General features: G+C 64.3%; 15 protein-coding genes. 10 read left to right on the top strand and 5 right to left on the bottom strand.

Translation table 11 applies throughout. The features are described from left to right. Positions 1 to 13 precede the first annotated feature (13 nt). From BLU39_RS00575 to BLU39_RS00585, 3 genes are read left to right on the top strand one after another with little or no spacing between them, the layout of a single operon-like run. The gene (locus BLU39_RS00575; protein ID WP_092708225.1) at positions 14 to 3664 is read left to right on the top strand and encodes a response regulator; all 3651 of its coding nucleotides are present in this window, start codon (positions 14 to 16) and stop codon (positions 3662 to 3664) included. After that, entirely contained in the window at positions 3661 to 6201 is a 2541-nt protein-coding gene (locus tag BLU39_RS00580) for an EAL domain-containing protein (RefSeq protein WP_092708228.1), read from the top strand. Before BLU39_RS00575 ends, BLU39_RS00580 begins: the two co-directional genes overlap by 4 nt. Before the next feature lie 20 nt (positions 6202 to 6221). Beyond that, positions 6222 to 6596: a hypothetical protein gene (locus BLU39_RS00585; protein ID WP_092708231.1), complete on the top strand. Its 375-nt coding sequence runs from the start codon at positions 6222 to 6224 to the stop codon at positions 6594 to 6596. A 21-nt stretch (positions 6597 to 6617) separates the two neighbouring features. Here the strand turns inward: BLU39_RS00585 and BLU39_RS00590 are convergent, their stop codons facing one another. Then, on the bottom strand, positions 6618 to 8123 hold the full coding sequence (locus tag BLU39_RS00590) for an anion permease (protein WP_092708234.1): 1506 nt from the start codon (positions 8121 to 8123) through the stop codon (positions 6618 to 6620). Between the two features lie 249 nt (positions 8124 to 8372). On the opposite strand from BLU39_RS00590, the gene BLU39_RS00595 reads away from it, so the two are divergent. Continuing rightward, positions 8373 to 9512 (top strand): acyltransferase family protein, encoded by a 1140-nt coding sequence (locus BLU39_RS00595; protein WP_092708237.1) that lies wholly within the window; start codon positions 8373 to 8375, stop codon positions 9510 to 9512. 233 nt (positions 9513 to 9745) lie between these two features. After that, on the top strand, positions 9746 to 10519 hold the full coding sequence (locus BLU39_RS00600) for a ferredoxin--NADP reductase (protein ID WP_034748152.1): 774 nt from the start codon (positions 9746 to 9748) through the stop codon (positions 10517 to 10519). Between the two features lie 77 nt (positions 10520 to 10596). On the opposite strand, the gene BLU39_RS00605 is transcribed toward BLU39_RS00600, so the two are convergent. Continuing rightward, positions 10597 to 12234 carry a phosphoethanolamine transferase gene (locus BLU39_RS00605; protein ID WP_092708240.1) on the bottom strand — a complete coding sequence of 546 codons (1638 nt, stop codon included), beginning with the start codon at positions 12232 to 12234 and terminating at the stop codon, positions 10597 to 10599. A 198-nt stretch (positions 12235 to 12432) separates the two neighbouring features. Here BLU39_RS00605 and BLU39_RS00610 point away from each other — a divergent pair, with 198 nt between their 5' ends. Further along, positions 12433 to 13008, top strand: coding sequence for a type 1 glutamine amidotransferase family protein (locus tag BLU39_RS00610; RefSeq protein WP_092708243.1), 576 nt, complete (start codon positions 12433 to 12435; stop codon positions 13006 to 13008). Here BLU39_RS00610 and BLU39_RS00615 read toward each other — a convergent pair. The 3 genes from BLU39_RS00615 to BLU39_RS00625 form a co-directional block, all read right to left on the bottom strand. Beyond that, positions 13005 to 14450, bottom strand: a complete 1446-nt coding sequence (locus tag BLU39_RS00615; protein ID WP_198511147.1) for a serine hydrolase domain-containing protein — start codon at positions 14448 to 14450, stop codon at positions 13005 to 13007. The two genes, BLU39_RS00610 and BLU39_RS00615, sit on opposite strands and share 4 nt — an antisense overlap. Positions 14451 to 14535: 85 nt before the next feature. After that, complete coding sequence (locus tag BLU39_RS00620) at positions 14536 to 14865, bottom strand: immunity protein Imm33 domain-containing protein (RefSeq protein ID WP_092708249.1); 330 nt, start codon at positions 14863 to 14865, stop codon at positions 14536 to 14538. Positions 14866 to 14872: 7 nt separating this feature from the next. Continuing rightward, entirely contained in the window at positions 14873 to 15253 is a 381-nt protein-coding gene (locus BLU39_RS00625) for a hypothetical protein (protein WP_139178086.1), read from the bottom strand. 103 nt (positions 15254 to 15356) lie between these two features. Here BLU39_RS00625 and BLU39_RS00630 point away from each other — a divergent pair, with 103 nt between their 5' ends. From BLU39_RS00630 to BLU39_RS00645, 4 genes are all read left to right on the top strand, one after another. Next, on the top strand, positions 15357 to 15758 hold the full coding sequence (locus tag BLU39_RS00630; protein WP_092708255.1) for a GFA family protein: 402 nt from the start codon (positions 15357 to 15359) through the stop codon (positions 15756 to 15758). 161 nt (positions 15759 to 15919) lie between these two features. Then, positions 15920 to 16201, top strand: a complete 282-nt coding sequence (locus BLU39_RS00635; RefSeq protein ID WP_092708258.1) for a hypothetical protein — start codon at positions 15920 to 15922, stop codon at positions 16199 to 16201. Positions 16202 to 16234: 33 nt separating this feature from the next. Beyond that, entirely contained in the window at positions 16235 to 17005 is a 771-nt protein-coding gene (locus BLU39_RS00640) for an OBAP family protein (protein WP_092708261.1), read from the top strand. 54 nt (positions 17006 to 17059) lie between these two features. After that, the gene (locus BLU39_RS00645; RefSeq protein ID WP_010398340.1) at positions 17060 to 17308 is read left to right on the top strand and encodes a DUF3297 family protein; all 249 of its coding nucleotides are present in this window, start codon (positions 17060 to 17062) and stop codon (positions 17306 to 17308) included. The last annotated feature ends 4 nt before the right edge of the window (positions 17309 to 17312 follow it).

A 17312-nucleotide genomic window follows, 5' to 3' on the forward strand; every position in this document is an offset into this window, starting at 1 on the left:
CCTGGAGCCCGGCATGAAAATCAGGAGCAAGCTGATCATCAGTACCACCGTCCTGCTGGCCGGCGTGGCGGTCATGGCGGCGGCCAGCCTGCTGCTGGTGAAAGGCATCGAAACCCACGTGCACGGCTTGACCGACCGTACCGTGCCGCTGTACACGGACGTGCTGCGACTGCGCTATACCGTGCAGGACATGGCGTCGGATTTCTTCGAGCTGGGCAAGGCGGAAGACCTGGCGCAGCTCGAGCAGGTATCGAACAAGATCGTCGCCAATATCCAGACCGCCGAAAGCATCAGCGAGCAATTGCAAGGCCACGGCGAGTCGCGAACGCCCCGCTATCACGCGGCCTTCGAGCAGGAATTCCAGCGCATGCGCGTCGCCGTGCGCAAGCGCCTGGAAAACGAGGCCTACTACAAGGCGCAGGCGACGGAGATGCGCCAGGTACTCGATCAGATCAAGGCCGCCGCCAAGGACGCGCGCGGCAAGATCCGCCTGGTCGATAGCCAGGCCCAGGCCACGGCAGCCGAAGTGCAGCTGCAAAGCCAGCACCTGAACCAGAATTCCCGCTACCTGACGGACTTGCGCAAGAGCATACTCGACATGCAGATTTCGCTGGCGGAAACGGAGGCCGTGAAAAACCGTTTCCGCATCGCCCCCTTGCGCGAGCGCTTGGCGGCGGCCGTTGCCCATCTGGCGGGCAGTGGCGAGCGCGACATCAGCGCTGGCCAGCAGGCGTTGCGGTCGACACTGCTGGCCACGGCGCAGCAGATGCTCGATCCCGCCGCCGGCTTGCTGGCCTTGCGCGCCGGACTGCTGGCCGAAGGCGGCGCCAGCGCGGCGCAGCAGGCGCACTATGCGGCGCTCAAGGAACAAGTCAGCACCACCCTGGCCGCCACCCTCCTGCGCCTGGCCGAGGAACTCGATCCCATCGAATTGCAGCTGGCCATCGGACGCGACCGGCTGGCGGAGGCGAACCGCTACATGCGCACCTCGTCCCGCATCGAGGATGCCAGCGGCGAAATCAACCTTGCCGTCGACGCCATCAGCATCGACGTGGGCGAAGTCATGCTTGCCACGGCCACCGGCGACGTCCAGCGCCTGGGCGACGATATCGCGCAACGCATCAGCGCCCTGCACCGCGACATGGGCGCCATGCAGACCTTGCTGCAAAGCATAGGCCAACTGGGCTTGCTGGCCGAAACGCGCAGCGTCAACACGTACCTGGATGCGGTGGAACGGTCAGGACAGCGGCTGGTGCAGGCCAAGGGCAAGGTGCTGGACAGCCAGGCGGCGCTCGACGAGGTGATCGGCCACGTGCGCACTTTCGAGCGCGAACAGGCCGCCTATTCCGCGCAGCAAGTGGCGCGCATCACGGCGCAGCAGCAGGATGCGGTGGCCACCGTGCGCAATGGCGTGCGGCATGCCTTCGTGCTGATCCTCGGCATCGCGCTGGTGTTGCTGCTGGCCTGCGTGGCCATCACGGGGCTGATCAGCGCGTCCATCGCCAGGCCGCTGGCGCGCCTGTCGCACGCGATTGCCCATATCCGCGACGGCAAGGCGCTGTCCGTGCGCGTGGCGCAGCATGGCAGCGATGAGCTGGGGCAATTGATCAAGGGCTTCAACGGCATGCTCGAACACGTCGAACAGCGCGACCTGGCGCTCAAGCAGGCCAAGGCCGAGGCGGACGCCGCCAACCGGGCGAAATCGGAATTCCTGGCCAAGATGAGCCACGAGATCCGTACCCCCATGAATGGCGTGCTGGGCATGACGGAGCTGCTGCAGCGCACGGAACTGAGTCCCAAGCAGCAGCGTTTCGTGCACACGGTGCACCGCTCGGGCGAAAGCCTGCTCAGCATCATCGACGACATCCTCGACTTTTCCAAGATCGAGGCGGGCAAGCTGGTACTCGAACAGATTCCCTTCGACTTGCGCCAGGTGATCGATGACGTGGTGGCGCTGTTTGCCAACGGCATCCAGCGCAAGGCCATCGAATTTACCTGCCGCATCGATTCCGACGTGCCGCAGCACGTGCGCGGCGACCCCGTGCGCCTGCGCCAGATCCTCACCAACCTGCTCAACAACGCCACCAAATTCACCGAACGCGGTGAAATTTCCGTCGATGTCAGCTGCCCCGCTGCCGGACAGGTCCGCCTGGAAGTGAGCGACACGGGCATCGGCATGGCGCCGGAAGCGGCGGCGGCCGTCTTCCAGCCCTTCCGCCAGGCCGACAGCACCACCTCGCGCAAATACGGCGGCACGGGACTGGGCCTGGCCATCATCAAGCAACTGGCGGAAATGATGGGCGGCAATATTGTGCTGAAATCCGTGGCGGGCCAGGGTTCCAGCTTCGCCGTCACCGTCGCCGTGGGCAGCGTGGCGCCCGGGGATGCGCCGCCGGCACCGCCGCCGCGCGTGTCGCTGGGCGCCTTGAACGTGCTGATCGTCGACGACCACGCCACCAACCGCACCATCCTGCTGCAGCATGCGATCGAGTGGCAGATGGCCGCCGCCAGCGCGGCCGACGGCGCCCAGGCGCTGGGCCTGCTGCAAGGCGCGCTGCGCAGCGGGCACCCGTTCGACCTGGCCATCATCGACATGCGCATGCCCGTCATGGATGGCGCCGAGCTGGTGCGCGCGATCAAGGCCGACCCCGGGATGGCGGCCCTGAAAATCATCATGCTCAACTCGCTGGACGCCTCGGCCGATCTGCGCCAGCTGACGGCGCTGGGCGTGGAATACTGCCTGACCAAGCCCGTGCGGGCGCTGGAACTGCGCCACTGCATCGAAGCCATCGGCGGCTTCGGCACCCTGGCGCCCACGAGTGCCGCCATGCCTGCCCTGCCCGCTCCAGCGGACACCGCGGCCGCAGGCCAGGTCCCGCTGCGCATGCTGCTGGTGGAAGACAACGCGATCAACCAGGAAATCGCGCTGGCCATGCTGGAGGACAGCGGCTACGAAGCGACGCCGGCCGACAATGGACGGCGCGCGCTGGCCCTGTGGCAACAGCAGCCGTTCGACGTGATCCTGATGGATTGCCAGATGCCGGAAATGGACGGCTTCGAGGCGACCCGGCGCTTGCGCCGCATGGAAACGGAGCAAGGCCGCGGCCGCACGCCCGTCATCGCCCTGACGGCCAATGCCATCCTCGGCGACCGCGAGCTGTGCCTGGACGCGGGCATGGACGACTATCTGGCCAAGCCGTACACGCGCGCCGCCCTGCTGGACGTGCTGGCCCGCTGGCGCCCGTCGTCTTCAGCGCCGGCCAAAGTGGAAACGGCGGCGATGGCAGAAACGCCGGCGCCGGCGGAAACGGCCGCCATCCTTGACGCGGCCGCCCTGCAAAACCTGCGCGCCATGCGGCGTCCCGGCCGTCCCGACGTGCTGGGCCGCATCATCGACCTGTTCTACAGCGACGCCCCGCGCCTGCTGGGCCAGCTGGAAGTGGCCGCCGAGGCCAGCGATGCCGCGGCCCTGCAGCTGGCGGCGCACACGCTCAAGTCCAGCTGCGCCAACGTGGGCGCGCTGGGCTTGTCGGCCACCTGCCGTGAAATCGAACAATATGCGCGCGGCAATGACGTCGGCAGCGCACTCAACCATATCCGCGGCATCCAGCAAGAGCTCGACCGTGTCCTCGCCGCCCTGGCCATTGAGAAGGAAGCCATATGAATACCGCACTGCCCCCGCAAGCACTGGTCCTGGTGGTCGATGACGACACCATGACGCGCATCCTCGTGACGGAAGCGCTGGAACCGGAAGGCTTCCGCATCGAGGAAGCGGCCAGCGGCCTGGAAGCGCTGGCCGCCTTCCAGCGCGGCGTGCCCGACCTGATCCTGCTCGACGTCGCCATGCCCGGCATGAGCGGCTTCGAATGCTGCCAGCAGCTGCGCCGGCTGCCGGGCGGCGCGCACGTGCCCATCGTCGTGCTGACTGGCAACGACGACGACGATTCCATCAAGCAGGCGCTGGAAGCGGGCGCCAGCGACTTCATTTCCAAACCGATGCAGTGGCGGCTGCTGGCGCACCGGCTGCGCTACCTGCTGCGGGCCAGCAGCGCGCTGACGGAATTGAGCCGCATCCAGGAAAGCCTGAACCACGCGCAAACGCTGGCCCGCCTCGGCAACTGGGAATACCGGGCCGCCGGCGGCGACGGCTACTGGTCGCCGGAACTGTTGCGCATCCTGGGCCTGGACGCCGATGCCGGCCCCACCAGCTTCGACCGCCTGCTGCAGTGCCTGCCCGAAGACCAGCGGCCCCTGCTGCTCGACGCCTTCATGGAATTGCATGCGAACGGCACCAGCTACGGTCTCGAGCACAAGGTAGTGCGGCCGGACGGCGGCGAATACATCGTTTTTCACCAGGCCGAAGCCGTGCGCGAAGGCCGCGAAGTGCGCTTGATGCGCGGTACCGTGCAAGACATCACGGACCGCAAGCTGCAGGAATTGCGCATCGAATACCTGGCCAACCACGACGCGCTGACGGACTTGCCTAACCGCCAATTGCTGAACGACCGCATCGGCCAGGCCATCGCCCATGCCCGCCGCACCCGCTTGCACCTGGCCACCCTGATGATGGACCTCGACCGCTTCAAGTTCGTCAACGACAGCTATGGCCACCCCGTGGGCGATGCGCTGCTGCAGGAAGTGGCCCGCAGGCTGAAGCTGGCCGTGCGCGAGGGCGACACCGTGGCCCGCCAGGGCGGCGACGAGTTCGTCATCCTGCTGACGGACTTGCCCGACATTGTGACGGCCGAACAGATCGTGCAAAAAGTGCTGGCGGTGTTCGCCGAACCCTTCGTGCTGGGCGAACATACCTTGCACGTCAGCACCAGCATCGGCGCCAGCGTGTTTCCATCCGACGGCGACAGCGGCGACATGCTGCTCAAGACGGCCGACGCGGCCCTCTACAGCGCCAAGGACAAGGGCCGCAACGGCTACCAGTTTTACAACCACAAGATGGGCGTGCTGGTGGAAGAACGGGCCGAAATCGAACATGCGCTGCACCAGGCGCTGGCGCTGGGCGAGCTGGAATTGCACTACCAGCCCAAGGTCGACCTCACCAGCGGCAAGATCTATGGCATGGAAGCGCTGCTGCGCTGGCGCCGCGACGGCATCGGCCTGGTGCCGCCGGACCGCTTCATTCCCCTGGCCGAGGAAACGGGCATGATCGTGCCCATCGGCGAATGGGTGCTGCGCACGGCGTGCGCGCAACTGGGCGTCTGGCATGCCTACGGCTTTACGCACCTGACGATGGCCGTCAACGTGTCGGCGCGCCAGTTCCGCCAGGTCGACATGCCGGCACTGGTGCGCGAAGTGCTGGCCGAGAGCGGCGTGCCGGCCCACTGCCTGGAGCTGGAGCTGACGGAAAGCGTACTGATGCAAAACCGCGACCTCGTGGTGAAGGCGCTGGAAGAATTGAAGGAAATCGGCGTCACCCTGTCGCTGGACGACTTCGGCACCGGCTATTTCAGCCTGTCCTACCTCAAGCAGTTCCCCATCGACGTCGTCAAGATCGATCAATCGTTCATCCGCGACGTGACGGACAGCGTGGATGGCGCGTCGCTGACCCGCTCCATCATCGCCATGGCCAAGTCGCTGCACATGACGACGGTGGCCGAGGGCGTGGAAACGGAAGGACAATTGGGGTTTCTCAATACCAACCATTGCGACGCCATGCAGGGCTATTATTTCAGCCGCCCGCTGCCCGGCGCCGAGATGGATCTGATGTTGCATGCCGGCACCCATTTGCCGCCCGACAGCTGCCATGCCGAAACGCCGCAGCGCGTGCTGCTGCTGGTGGACGACGAGGAGCACATCCTGTCCTCCCTGCGCCGTTCGCTGCGCAAGGAGGGTTACCAGATACTGAGCACCAGCCAGCCGCAGGAAGCGCTGGAACTGGTGGCCGCCCATGCCGTGGGCGTGATTCTCACGGATGCGCGCATGCCGGGCATGTCCGGCAACGAACTCTTGCGCCGCATCAAGGGCATCTATCCCGAGATCGTGCGCGTGATGCTGTCCGGCTACCCCGAACTGCATTCGGTCACGGCGGCCATCAATGAAGGCTCGGTGTACAAGTTCATCACCAAGCCCTGGGATGAAACCTTGCTGAAGGAGCATTTGCGCGAAGCCTTCGTGCGCTTCGAATCGGGTGTGCAGCGGCCTCCACTCGGTCCGCATGGTATCGAGATCGGCAACCGCGCCGCCTAGGCGCGCCACCAGGAGCCATCATGCCGGACCAGCTGTTCTTCGAAGGCCTGCGGGCCCTGGCCGAAGCCGCCTTCCCCAAGCATTGCGCATGCTGCGGGCGCGAATTCGCCACGGCGGACGAGTTCATTTTGCAGACGCAATCGATGCGCCAGAACGTCTCGGGGCTGAAACAGAGCTTCGATGACAACAACGTGGCCATCGTCGAGGTCTACCGCAATTGCCTGTGCGGCTCGACCCTGATGGATTTCTTTTCGGACCGGCGCGACACCTCCGAGGCATCGCTGCAGCGGCGCCAGCTGTTTGAACGCCTGTTGCCGCTGCTGATGGAAAAAGGCATGGAAAGGGGCGCGGCGCGCGAATATCTGCTGCACGTCGTGCGCGGCCAGCTGCCGTGACGGGGCAGCTGGCCGCTGGCATTACCAGTAGCCGAGCACCTTCCACCATGTCGTGCCGACGACGGCAAAGATCAGCAGTTCCACCACGCACATGATAAAGCCGACGCGCCACCAGTTGCCCATCGTCACGAAGCCGCTGCCGAAGATGATGGGCGAAGTGCCCGTCGCGTAGTGCGTCAGCGTCATCATGATGGCCGAGCCGGCCGTCATCATCAGCATGAAGGGCACGTGGTATTCGGCCGGGATCAGGTGCAGGCCCACGGTCAGGAAGGCCAGCAGCATGGCGCTGATGTGGGCCGTCGTGCTGGCAAAGAAATAATGCGAGAAGACGAACACCAGCACGAGCACGCCTGCAATCGGCAGCCAGTCCATGCCGCTGGCGACGATGGCCGCCTTCATGCCGGCCGAGAACCAGGCGATCACGCCCGTCTTGTTCAGCTGCTCGGCCATCATGACGAGCGCGCCGAACCACACCAACGTATCCCAGGCGCTCTTTTCCGACAGCACGTCATCCCAGTCGATGGTGCCGGTAATGATCAGCACGAACAAGCCGACAAAGGCGACTACCGTCGCATCGAGCGAAAACGCGGGACCGAACAGCATGGCGGGCACGTTGGCCCACAACAACAGCAACAGGGCGAAGGTGCCCAGCATGACTTTTTCCGACGGCGACAGCGGGCCCATGCCTTTCAGCTCCGCCTTGGCGTAGGTGACGGCGTCGGGCGTGGCCTTGAGTTCCGGCGGCGACAGCCAATAAATAATCAGGGGCATCACCAGCAGGCAGACCAGGCCCGGCAGCAGCATGCACAGGGCCCAGGTGGTCCACGTCAGGTGGAAACTCTGGCCGCTGGCCTTGGCCACGAAGTCGACCACCAGCGGGTTGGGCGCCGTGGCCGTCAAGAACATGGCCGAGGTGATCGGGTTGGCGTGGTAGTTGACGAGGGCCAGATAGGTGCCGACCTTCTTTTCCGTGCCCTTGGCCGGGTCCGAATCGAAGGCGTTGGCGATCGATTTCATGACGGGGTGGACGATGCCGCCGCCGCGCGCCGTGTTACTGGGCGTAAATGGCGCCAGCACCAGTTCGCAAATCGCCAGGCCATAGCCGATGCCCATGGTGCGCTTGCCCAGCAAGGAAATGAACAGCAGGCCGATGCGGCTGCCCAGCCCCGTCTTTTTCAGGCCGCGCGAAATCAGGATCGCCACGACGATCAGCCAGATCAGGGGATTCGAAAAACTGCTGAGGGCATCCGTGATGGCGCCCTTGGACGAGGTCGACGTCACTTGCGACAAGGACACGATAACGATGGCCATCATGGCCATCACGCCGATCGGCATGACTTTCAGGATGATCGCCAGAATCGTGGTGAGGAAAATCGCCACCAGGCCCCAGGCCTTGGGCGTCAAGCCGTCCGGCGCCGGCAGCAAGAGCATGCTCACCAGCAAGGCGGTGCAGATCAGGGCGGGGACGAGGCGGAATGGGACGGCTTCCTTGAAATGCAGGAACAAGTCGCGCACTGTTTTATACATCTTTATGACCTTTCGCTGTGGGTCGGGCATCCTGGCGGCAGGAATCGTGCACGCAGATTCATGGGCCGGCGGGCACAAGAAGCGCGCCCGCAAGATGACAGATGCCCAACAATTCTGTTCGGCAATATCATACACGCAAGACTGCCTTTCCCCTGATCCATTCGGCGCGCCTTTCCAGTCAATTGCAAAATCGTTGACCTGCGCGCGGCATCTCTCACATAATCGCCCTTCCTGCCGCCCCCCACGAGGATGCCATTGCATAGCCGCAACAATCACATCGACGCCCTGCGCGGCGCCGCCATCCTGTGCGTGCTGGTGCTGCACTTCGCGCTGGCCTACGGCTTGAAGAACAGCCCGCTCGGCGTTCTGCCGACTTGGCTACTGAAAGCCGCCTACCAGGGTAATTACGGCGTGACCATGTTTTTCGTCATTTCCGGCTATTTGATCACCTCGACCTCGCTGCGGCGCTGGGGCGACCTGGTGCGCATCGACCTGGCGGCGTTCTATGTCTACCGCATCGCCCGTCTATTGCCCGCGCTGTTGCTGGCCTTGTCCATCATCGTGCTGCTGGGCGTGCTCGACGTACCCTTCTTTGCCAACTCGGACGGCGGCAAGGATTTGCCCGCCAGCTATTTCGTCATCGCCATCGCCTCCGTGCTGACCTTCTGGCATAACGTGCTGATGCAAAGCGCCGGCTATTTCAATTACTGCCTGAACGTGTACTGGTCGCTGTCCGTCGAGGAAATGTTCTATCTGCTGCTGCCCTTGTCCTGTCGCGTCCTGCGCCAGCGCCACCGGATCATGCTGCTGTGCGGCGCCGCCATCGTGGCCGGGCCCTTGTACCGCAGCCTGCATGCGGACAACGAGATTTACTTCATGTACGGCTACCTTGCCTGTTTCGACGCCATCGCCATCGGCTGCCTGACGGCCCTGCTGACCCAGCACTGGCAACCGGGCGCGCGGGCCGGGCGATTCTTGCGCTGGACAGCGGGCCTGGCCCTGGCGGCCCTGTACCTGCGCGGCATCGGCGGCCACGAGGTGTTCGGTTTTACGTGGATCGCCGTGGCCGGCGCCGCCTTCATCGCGGGCGCCACGGCGAGCCCGGCGGCAGACCGGGGCCGCTCCGGCCCGCTGCAGTGGCTGGGACGGCACAGCTATGAGCTGTATTTGTTCCATATCATCGTGCTGGCCGGCATGCGCAATGTGGTCGACAAGGCGGGCCTGGGCTACGAGGAACGGCTGCCGTGGCTGGCGCTGTTCCTTGCCGCGACGGCGCTGGCGGCCGCCCTCGTGGCCCGCTACGTCTCCGACCCGGCCAATGCGGCCCTGCGCCGGCGCTTCCGGGGCGCCGCCACGGCCGCGCCGGCGTGCCCTGACGCGGTGCCCTGAAAAACTGAGCCAGGTCAAGAGTCCGCATGTCCAGCGCCCGTTTCCGGGCCAATTCCAGCCCTGCCTTGCCATTCGCACTATAATGTCGGCACCGCGTGCGGCAGCAATGGCGGCGATAGACGGTAACAATTTCGTGCGCAGGCCAGTACAATAGCGTCTGGGCCTACACAGGGTTTCACTTTTGCCAGCAGTTGCCAGCAACTAACCATTTTTTTGACCAGCCAACACATACTATGAGTTCGATGAATGAAGAGCGCGTTTTAAGCGTGCACCACTGGACGGATACCCTGTTCTCCTTTACCACCACGCGCGACCCGTCGCTGCGTTTCTCGAATGGCCATTTCACCATGATCGGCCTGCGCGTCGATGGCAAGCCATTGCTGCGCGCCTACAGTATCGCCAGCGCCAATTACGAAGACCACCTGGAATTTTTCAGCATCAAGGTGCCGGGCGGTCCATTGACGTCGCGTTTGCAGCACTTGCAAGTGGGCGACACCGTGATCGTCGGCCGCAAGCCGACGGGCACCCTGGTCTCCGACTACCTGCTGCCAGGCAAGCGCCTGTACATGTTGTCGACGGGCACGGGCCTGGCGCCTTTCCTCAGCATCGTGCGCGATCCGGACATCTACGAGCGTTTCGACCAGCTGATCCTCGTGCACGGCGTGCGCCAGGTCGATGAACTGGCTTACCACGACTTGCTGGAAGAGCATCTGCCCAAGCATGAATTCCTGGGCGAAATGGTCAGCGACAAGCTGCGCTACTACCCGACCGTGACGCGCGAAGACTTCCGCAACATGGGCCGCATCACGGAACTGATCGAGAACGGCAAGCTGGCCGAAGACCTGGGCGTGCCGGCGCTGAACCCGGCCGAAGACCGCGTGATGATCTGCGGCAGCTCGGACATGCTGCGCGACCTGAAGGAAATGCTGGAAGCGCGCGGCTTCAAGGAAGGCAATACCTCGACGCCTGGCGACTTCGTTGTCGAGCGCGCGTTCGCCGAGAAGTAATCCGCGGTAAATCCGTAGCAAATACAGGGGCCCGGCCCCGCCGCACACCGCGGCGGCGCCGGGCCTTCTTCATTGCCTCATTGGTGGCCGCGCTGGTACTGCAAGCCATTCATGAAGCGTTGCACGGGCGTAAAGGCGCTGCTGAGGATATCGTCATGCGCGGCGTAATAGCGCGTTTCGATCTTCAGCAAGCCCAGCACGGTCGCGTCGAGCTTGTCCGTCTGGTAGGGCCGGCTTTCCAGCGCGGCGCGCGCGCCCGCCGATTGCGGCGCTTGCCGGTTGTCCCAGATCAGCATGGGAATTTCATAGCCGCTCTTGTCCGACGCCGAATGACCCGCATGATTGCGGCTGTAGCCCACTTCCTGTCCATGGTCGGACACGAACAGCAAGGAGGCGGCGCGGTCCGTCTTGGCCTTTTCCGCCATGCCGATCAGCGTGCCCAGCACGTAATCGCCATAGCGGATGGCGTTGTCGTACTCGTCGCGCTGGTTGCGTATCCAGCTCGACCTGCCCTGGCGCTCCATCTGTGCGCTGACGGCGTCGTGCGCCCGGTCGAAATGGGCGAAGCGGCGGGGATAGCGCATGTCATAGCTGGGATGCGCGCCCAGCAAGTGCACGACGATGAGCTTTTTTGGCGCTGCGTCGCGCAGCGCGTGGGCGAACGGCTGGAACAGGTTGCCGTCAAAATTGTTTTCGCCGCGGCCAGTGCCATAGTTGATGAAGTCGCTTTCATCGGCCTCGCCCGCCAGCAGCCCGATCCAGCCGTCGTTGCGCGTCTGGTTCGACACCCAGAAGGTCTTGTAGCCGGCCGCCTCGGCCAGCATCAGCAGATTCGGCTTGGCCATCCACGCGTCCGGGTTGCCGATATCGGCGGGCGTGAGCATCGTCATCATCGATTCCACGGTGCTGGCGGCCGGCGAAATCACGTCATTGAAGACCAGCAGCTTCGAGCGCATGGCGTCGAGCCGGGGCGTGGTCGCGCGCGGGTAGCCATACAGCGACATCGAGGCGCGGTTCGTGCTCTCGCCGATCACGAGGATGACGGTGCGGGCATCCTCGCCCGCATAGCGCACGTTCCAGTCGCGCGGCGCGGCCATGGCCGCCGTCAGCGCGTGCTGCATCGATTTCATGGCGTCGAGCTGCGCGCTGTACTGCTGGTAGCGCAGCGGCCAGAACAGGACCGGATTTTCGCGCCGCATCGTGGTGTTGACGTGCAACAGCACGAGCAGGATCGCCATGCCGGCGGCAAAGCATTGTTGCGCCAGGCCAGGTGCGGCAACGTCGCGCGCCGCTTGCCAGCGCTGCAACTGGCGGTCGGCCAGCAGTACCGCCGCCGTCACGAGCAGGAAGCCGCCGGCCGATTGCGCCAGGGCGACGCTGTTGTGCAGGAAAAACTCGCCCGTTTCGGCTTGATCTGTCGCAAACATGGCTTGCAAAACAGCATTGGGATTGGGCCGCATGCCAAAATAGCCACGCAAAAAGCCCTTGATGGCCGCGTCGAGATAAAACACGGGCACGACGACGCGCAGCAGCACGGTAATCGCACGGGCGCTGGACCTGCCACGCCACGCCTGCAGCACGCCGCCCACGCCCAGCAGGAAGGCCGCCAGCAAGACGCCCAATTTCAGGCATTCGTTCGCGCTTAACTGATCGAAGAGGAAGAAAAGCAGCAGGCCAGCAATGCTGAGCAGGACACGGCAACACAGAATCAGCATGGAGGCGACAAGTAATAGGCATTGAACAGGAAGGTGCCCGCGTGGACGGGCCAGCGATTGTAGCGCAGTCCGTTGCAACTTGTACCATCGTTTCCACGCGCTACTGACAGAAACTGTCAGTGCTTTTTATTATGATTTCGGCACCCGCAGGCTAGCCAGCCTGTACTATCGATATCACCACCCGCGACAGGAATTTTCATGACACGTGCCATCACCATTCTGACCGAGAACTTTGCCGACTGGGAAACCGCCCTGCTCAATTCCACGGCGCGCCTGTACTACGGCTTTTACACGCAGTTCGCCACGCCGGGCGGCGCGCCCGTCACCTCGTCCGGCGGCATGCTGGTCACGCCGCAACTGGCGCTGGAAGAGGTCAATCTCGATGAACTCGACTTGCTGATGGTGTGCGGCGGCAGCTTCTGGCAAAGCGGCAAGGCGCCCGACCTGGGCCCGCTGCTGCGCGCGGCCCGCGACAAGGGCGTGGTGCTGGCCGGCATTTGCGACGGCACGCGCGTGCTGGCGCAGGCGGGCGTGCTTGACACCGTGCGCCACACCTCCAATTCCGCCGAGAACCTGACGGCAACCGGCTATGCGGGCGCGGCCCTGTACCAGGACGTGCCGTGGGCCGTGGCCGACCGGGGCGTCATCACGGCACCCGGCACGGCGCCCGTCACCTTCACCAGAGAAGTCTTGCGCGCCCTGGGCATTGCCGATGACAACCTGACCGCCTACCTGGCCATGCACGGCGCGGAACACGGCAAGGCTGCCGCCTAGTCGGCGCCCAGCGCGCGCAAGCGGGCCACGGCGTGCGTATTGCCCGGGTCCAGTTCCAGCGAACGGCGGTAATGCGTGGCGGCCAGGTCCTTGGCGCCGTCCGCCTCGTACGCTTCGGCCAGGCTGTCGTGGCCATTCGCCCCTTGCGGGTACAGCTGCACGCCCAGCTGGAAAACGGCCACGGCCTGTTTCGGCTGCTGCCGGCCCAGCAGGCGGTAGCCCCAGGCGTTCAAGTCGTCTTCCGCAGGGTCCGGCAAGCCGTGCTGGCGCCGGATGGCGGCCAGTTTCGTATCCAGCCCGTCGAAACCGGCGCTGGCCGCCTTGTTGCGCAGCAAGTGCGCGGCATACGCACCGCCCCGCTGCTCGCGCAATGCCGGAAGATAAAAACCGGCAACGGTATCGATCAGCTGTTCCGGCTGGCCGCCGGCCAGGTTGCTGAGAATAATGACGGCCAGGCCATCGTTGGGATACACATAAAAGGCCGAGCGGCCGCCGCCGATGCCGGCCACGGCGCGGTGGCCAGCGCGGCCGATGGTGGGCCAGCCCAGCGCCCACGGCGCCGGCTTGCCGTCATTCAAGCTGGTCGGCTGCCACAGCCGTTCCACGCTGGCGGGCGCCAGCAAGCGTCCCGACTGCAGCGCGACGAGCCAGTTGGCCAGCTCACCCGCGTTGCTGTTGATGCCGGCCCCGGCGCGCATGAACACGGGAAAATCCTCGATCACGTTGCGGTAGCCCTTGCCGTCCCGGTCCAGCACGTAGGAACTGGCCTTGTTGACGACCACGTCCTTCGCGTCGCCAAAGCCGCTGTGCGGCATGCCGGCCACGTCGAATTGCCGGTGCCGGATGAAAGAGACAAAGGGCTGGCCGCCCTGGCGCTCGATCAATTGCGCCAGCAACACGTAATTGGTCTGGTTGTAGCGGTAGCGCAGGCCTGGCGGGGCTTCCACGGGCAGCGCCTGCACGGCTTTCCACGCGGCGTCGGCGTCGTCCGGCTGAGGACCCACGAGCTTGCCGCTGCGCGGGTCCAGCACGTCGGGCAAGCCCGAGCTATGGTTGAGCAATTGCGTCACCGACACGGCTTGCCACGCGACAGGCAGCCCCGACAGGTACTGGCCGATGGGTGCGGCCAGGTCGATCTTGCCCTCCTGCACCAGTTGCATCACGGCCACGCCCGTAAACGCTTTCGTTGCCGAATTGATGGAAAACAGGCTGGCATCCGTCACGGGCACCTGGTATTGCAGGCTGGCCAGGCCGAAGTTGCGCTTCAGCACAACCTTGCCCTGCTGTATCACGGCCAGTTGCAGCCCAGGAATCTGGCGCTCCTGCATTTCGCTGCGCACGAAGGCGGCAATATCGCGTTCCGCGGGGGACGCCTGCGACTGGCTGGCGGGAACGGCGGCAAACGCCATGACGAGCAGGACGGAGGAGAGGCGTGGCTTCACGATGCGGCTTTCGACTAGAGAAAACGGAACCGCAGCATCCCATACCTATTTGTCAACGTCAACGACAATCTTGCCAATCAGAAACTTACTCTTCCACCCATACGTCCTCGTACCCTTCCCGGTCGAGAATGAACCTGGTGCCGCTGGGCAAGGCCAGGTAATCGAGCACCTGCGGCAGCATCTCGTGCAGGTGTTCCGCATGCAGGGGCTGGTAAAAGTCCAGCGCATCGTCGTGTTCGCCGCAGTGGATGAACCAGCTGATGGTGCCGTTTTCCGGCAGTTCGATGCGCGTGCCGTAGATGGGCGATTGGTCCAGGCTGCCGATGGCCAGGGCCACCATGGGCTCGGACGCCTGAGCCGGCAAGCGGAATTTGTCGCAGATGCGCTGCTGTGCTTCGCTGATCGGTGTGGTCATATGGTTCTCAGGATCCAATGTAGCGGTAATGGAGGCGCAGCGCGCCATCGTGGCCGGACATTTCCAGGTGCAAGACCGCTTCGCCCGGCTTGCCGTCGGCCAGCAACAGGCATTCCAGGCCCAGCGGCCCGGCATCGGTGGCATACACGTCAACGGTGGGACGGCCGGCCTTGCCGGGCACGCAGGCTTGCGCCAATGGCGCCAGGGACAGCACCTGGTCCGCCGCGAAATAGCTGTCGAGCATCTCGATGAGCTCATCGGCCACGGCCGGCGACAGGCCCCAGTCGCGTTGCAGCGCAACAGGATCGCGCCCGTCCAGCGTCTGCACGAAAGCGGCGGCCTGCGCGTATGCCAGCTGCCGCAGGCTGCCGCTCATTGCTGTCTCCATGAAGGTCTCCCTGGCTGAACAAGGCGACATTATAGTGGTGGCAGGCTGCCGTTGTCATTCCAGCAGTTGCATGACAGCACGGCCCCCCTGTAAAGTGGCTTGCATGAAAAAGACCTACCATGGCAGTTGCCACTGCGGCGCCGTGCGCTTCGCCGCCGAAATCGACCTGGCGGCCCCCAGCCTGCGCTGCAACTGTTCCTACTGCCTGAAAATCCGCTGCTGGGCCAGCCTGGTGCCGCCTGCGGATTTTCGCCTGCTGGCCGGTGAAGCGGACTTGAGCGAGTACCGTTTCGGCGCGCGCCGCGAACGCCACTACTTTTGCCGCCATTGCGGCGTGCGCCCGTTCGGCCACGGCGATTCTCCCCGCAGCGGTCCCTTCGTCGGCATCGGCATCAACTGCCTCGACGACGCATCGGCCGCCGAGCTGGCGCAAGTGCCCGTCACCTTTGTCGATGGCCGGCATGACGAGTGGGACACACCGCCGCAGGAAACGCGGCATTTGTAAATAGCAATGTAGAAATGGTTGTCATCCACCACGGAGTTTTCCTACGTGGCGACAAGTCGTGTCCCTATGGTTAAGCCCGACGCAGGCAGCGAGAATGGTCTCAACGGTGCAGCCAATGCTGAACCGGATGATTACGCAAACCAACCATAGGGGACACGATCATGACTTCGAACAGCAACGACAAATCGGGCAGCCAATCGGACAAACAGCAATCGGGCAGCCAGCAGTCGGATAAACAGTCCGGCAGCCGTCAATCGTCGGGCGGCACCCAGGGCGGCACGCACGAGCAGCATGTCGAGGCGGGCCGCCAAAGCCACAAGAATGACGGCGACAAGCAGTCGGGCTCGCAGCAATCGGGTTCCGGCACCGGCACGCGCGGCGGCACGCATGAGCAGCACGTGGAAGCGGGACGTCAAAGCCACAAGAATGACGACAAATCCTGATCCCGCAGGCATGGCTGGACGCGGCTTGTCGACATGAAAGCGCTGACAGCCATGCTGTGCGCAGGGCTGGGCTTGGGCCTTGCCGCCTGCGGCGCCAGGAATACGGCATCGAACGTGGAAGCTCCCGGCGCGCCGGCCGGGGTTTCCACGCGCATGCTGGACGCTGGCGCCGATGCCTTGCAAGCGCGGCCGCCGATAGCGGCGCTGAACGCCTATCTCGACGGCTTTCATTTCTACAACGGCAACCTGCGCGGCCAGATGGAAGCGCACCACTATTGCGCCATCGTCAATGAAGAACTGATCCAGTGCGTGATCTACGACGGCAATGTCAAGGATGCCAAGCTGATGGGCGTCGAGTACATCGTCAGCGCCAGGCTGTACCAGGGTTTGCCGGCAGAGGAAAAAACGTTGTGGCACAGCCATGTGCATGAAGTCAAATCAGGCCAGCTGATCGCGCCCGGCATTCCCGCCGTGGCGGAAAAAGCCTTGATGCAAAAACTCGTCGCCACGTATGGCAAGACCTGGCATACCTGGCACACGGACGTGCACGAGACTCTGCCGCTGGGCGTGCCGCAGCTGATGATGGGGTTTACCGCCGATGGCCAGACCGATGCCGCCATGGTGGCCGCGCGCGACCGCCGCTTCCGCATCGATTCCGCCGAAAAACGCCGCCAGCGAGCCGATATCGCCGCGCCCGCCATCATTGCCGGGGCCGATGCATGGCAGCACGGCACGGTCATCCAGCTGGCCGACCCGACGGGAATGCCGCACGGTGCAACACCACAGCCGCCGCCCACGCGATAGCCGGCACGCGAAAGGCCGTTGTCTGGAACCGCATTCTGGGCGATAATGACGCCCATGAACGATACCACCACCTTACCCCCATTGCCCGATCGCCTGTCGATCGACCCTAGCAGCCCTTATCACGTTGCAGCCGTGTTCGAGAACGACGTCGGCATCCGCTTCAACGACAAGGAACGTCTTGACGTGGAAGAATATTGCATCAGCGAACGCTGGATCAAGGTCGCTTCCACCAAGTCGCTCGACCGCCGCGGCCGTCCGCTGCAAATCAAGCTCAAGGGCAAAGTCGAAGCGTTTTACCGTTAAGCAA

It is taken from the genome of Janthinobacterium sp. OK676 (assembly GCF_900103595.1).
In the GTDB taxonomy this organism is placed as follows: Bacteria; Pseudomonadota; Gammaproteobacteria; order Burkholderiales; family Burkholderiaceae_D; genus Janthinobacterium.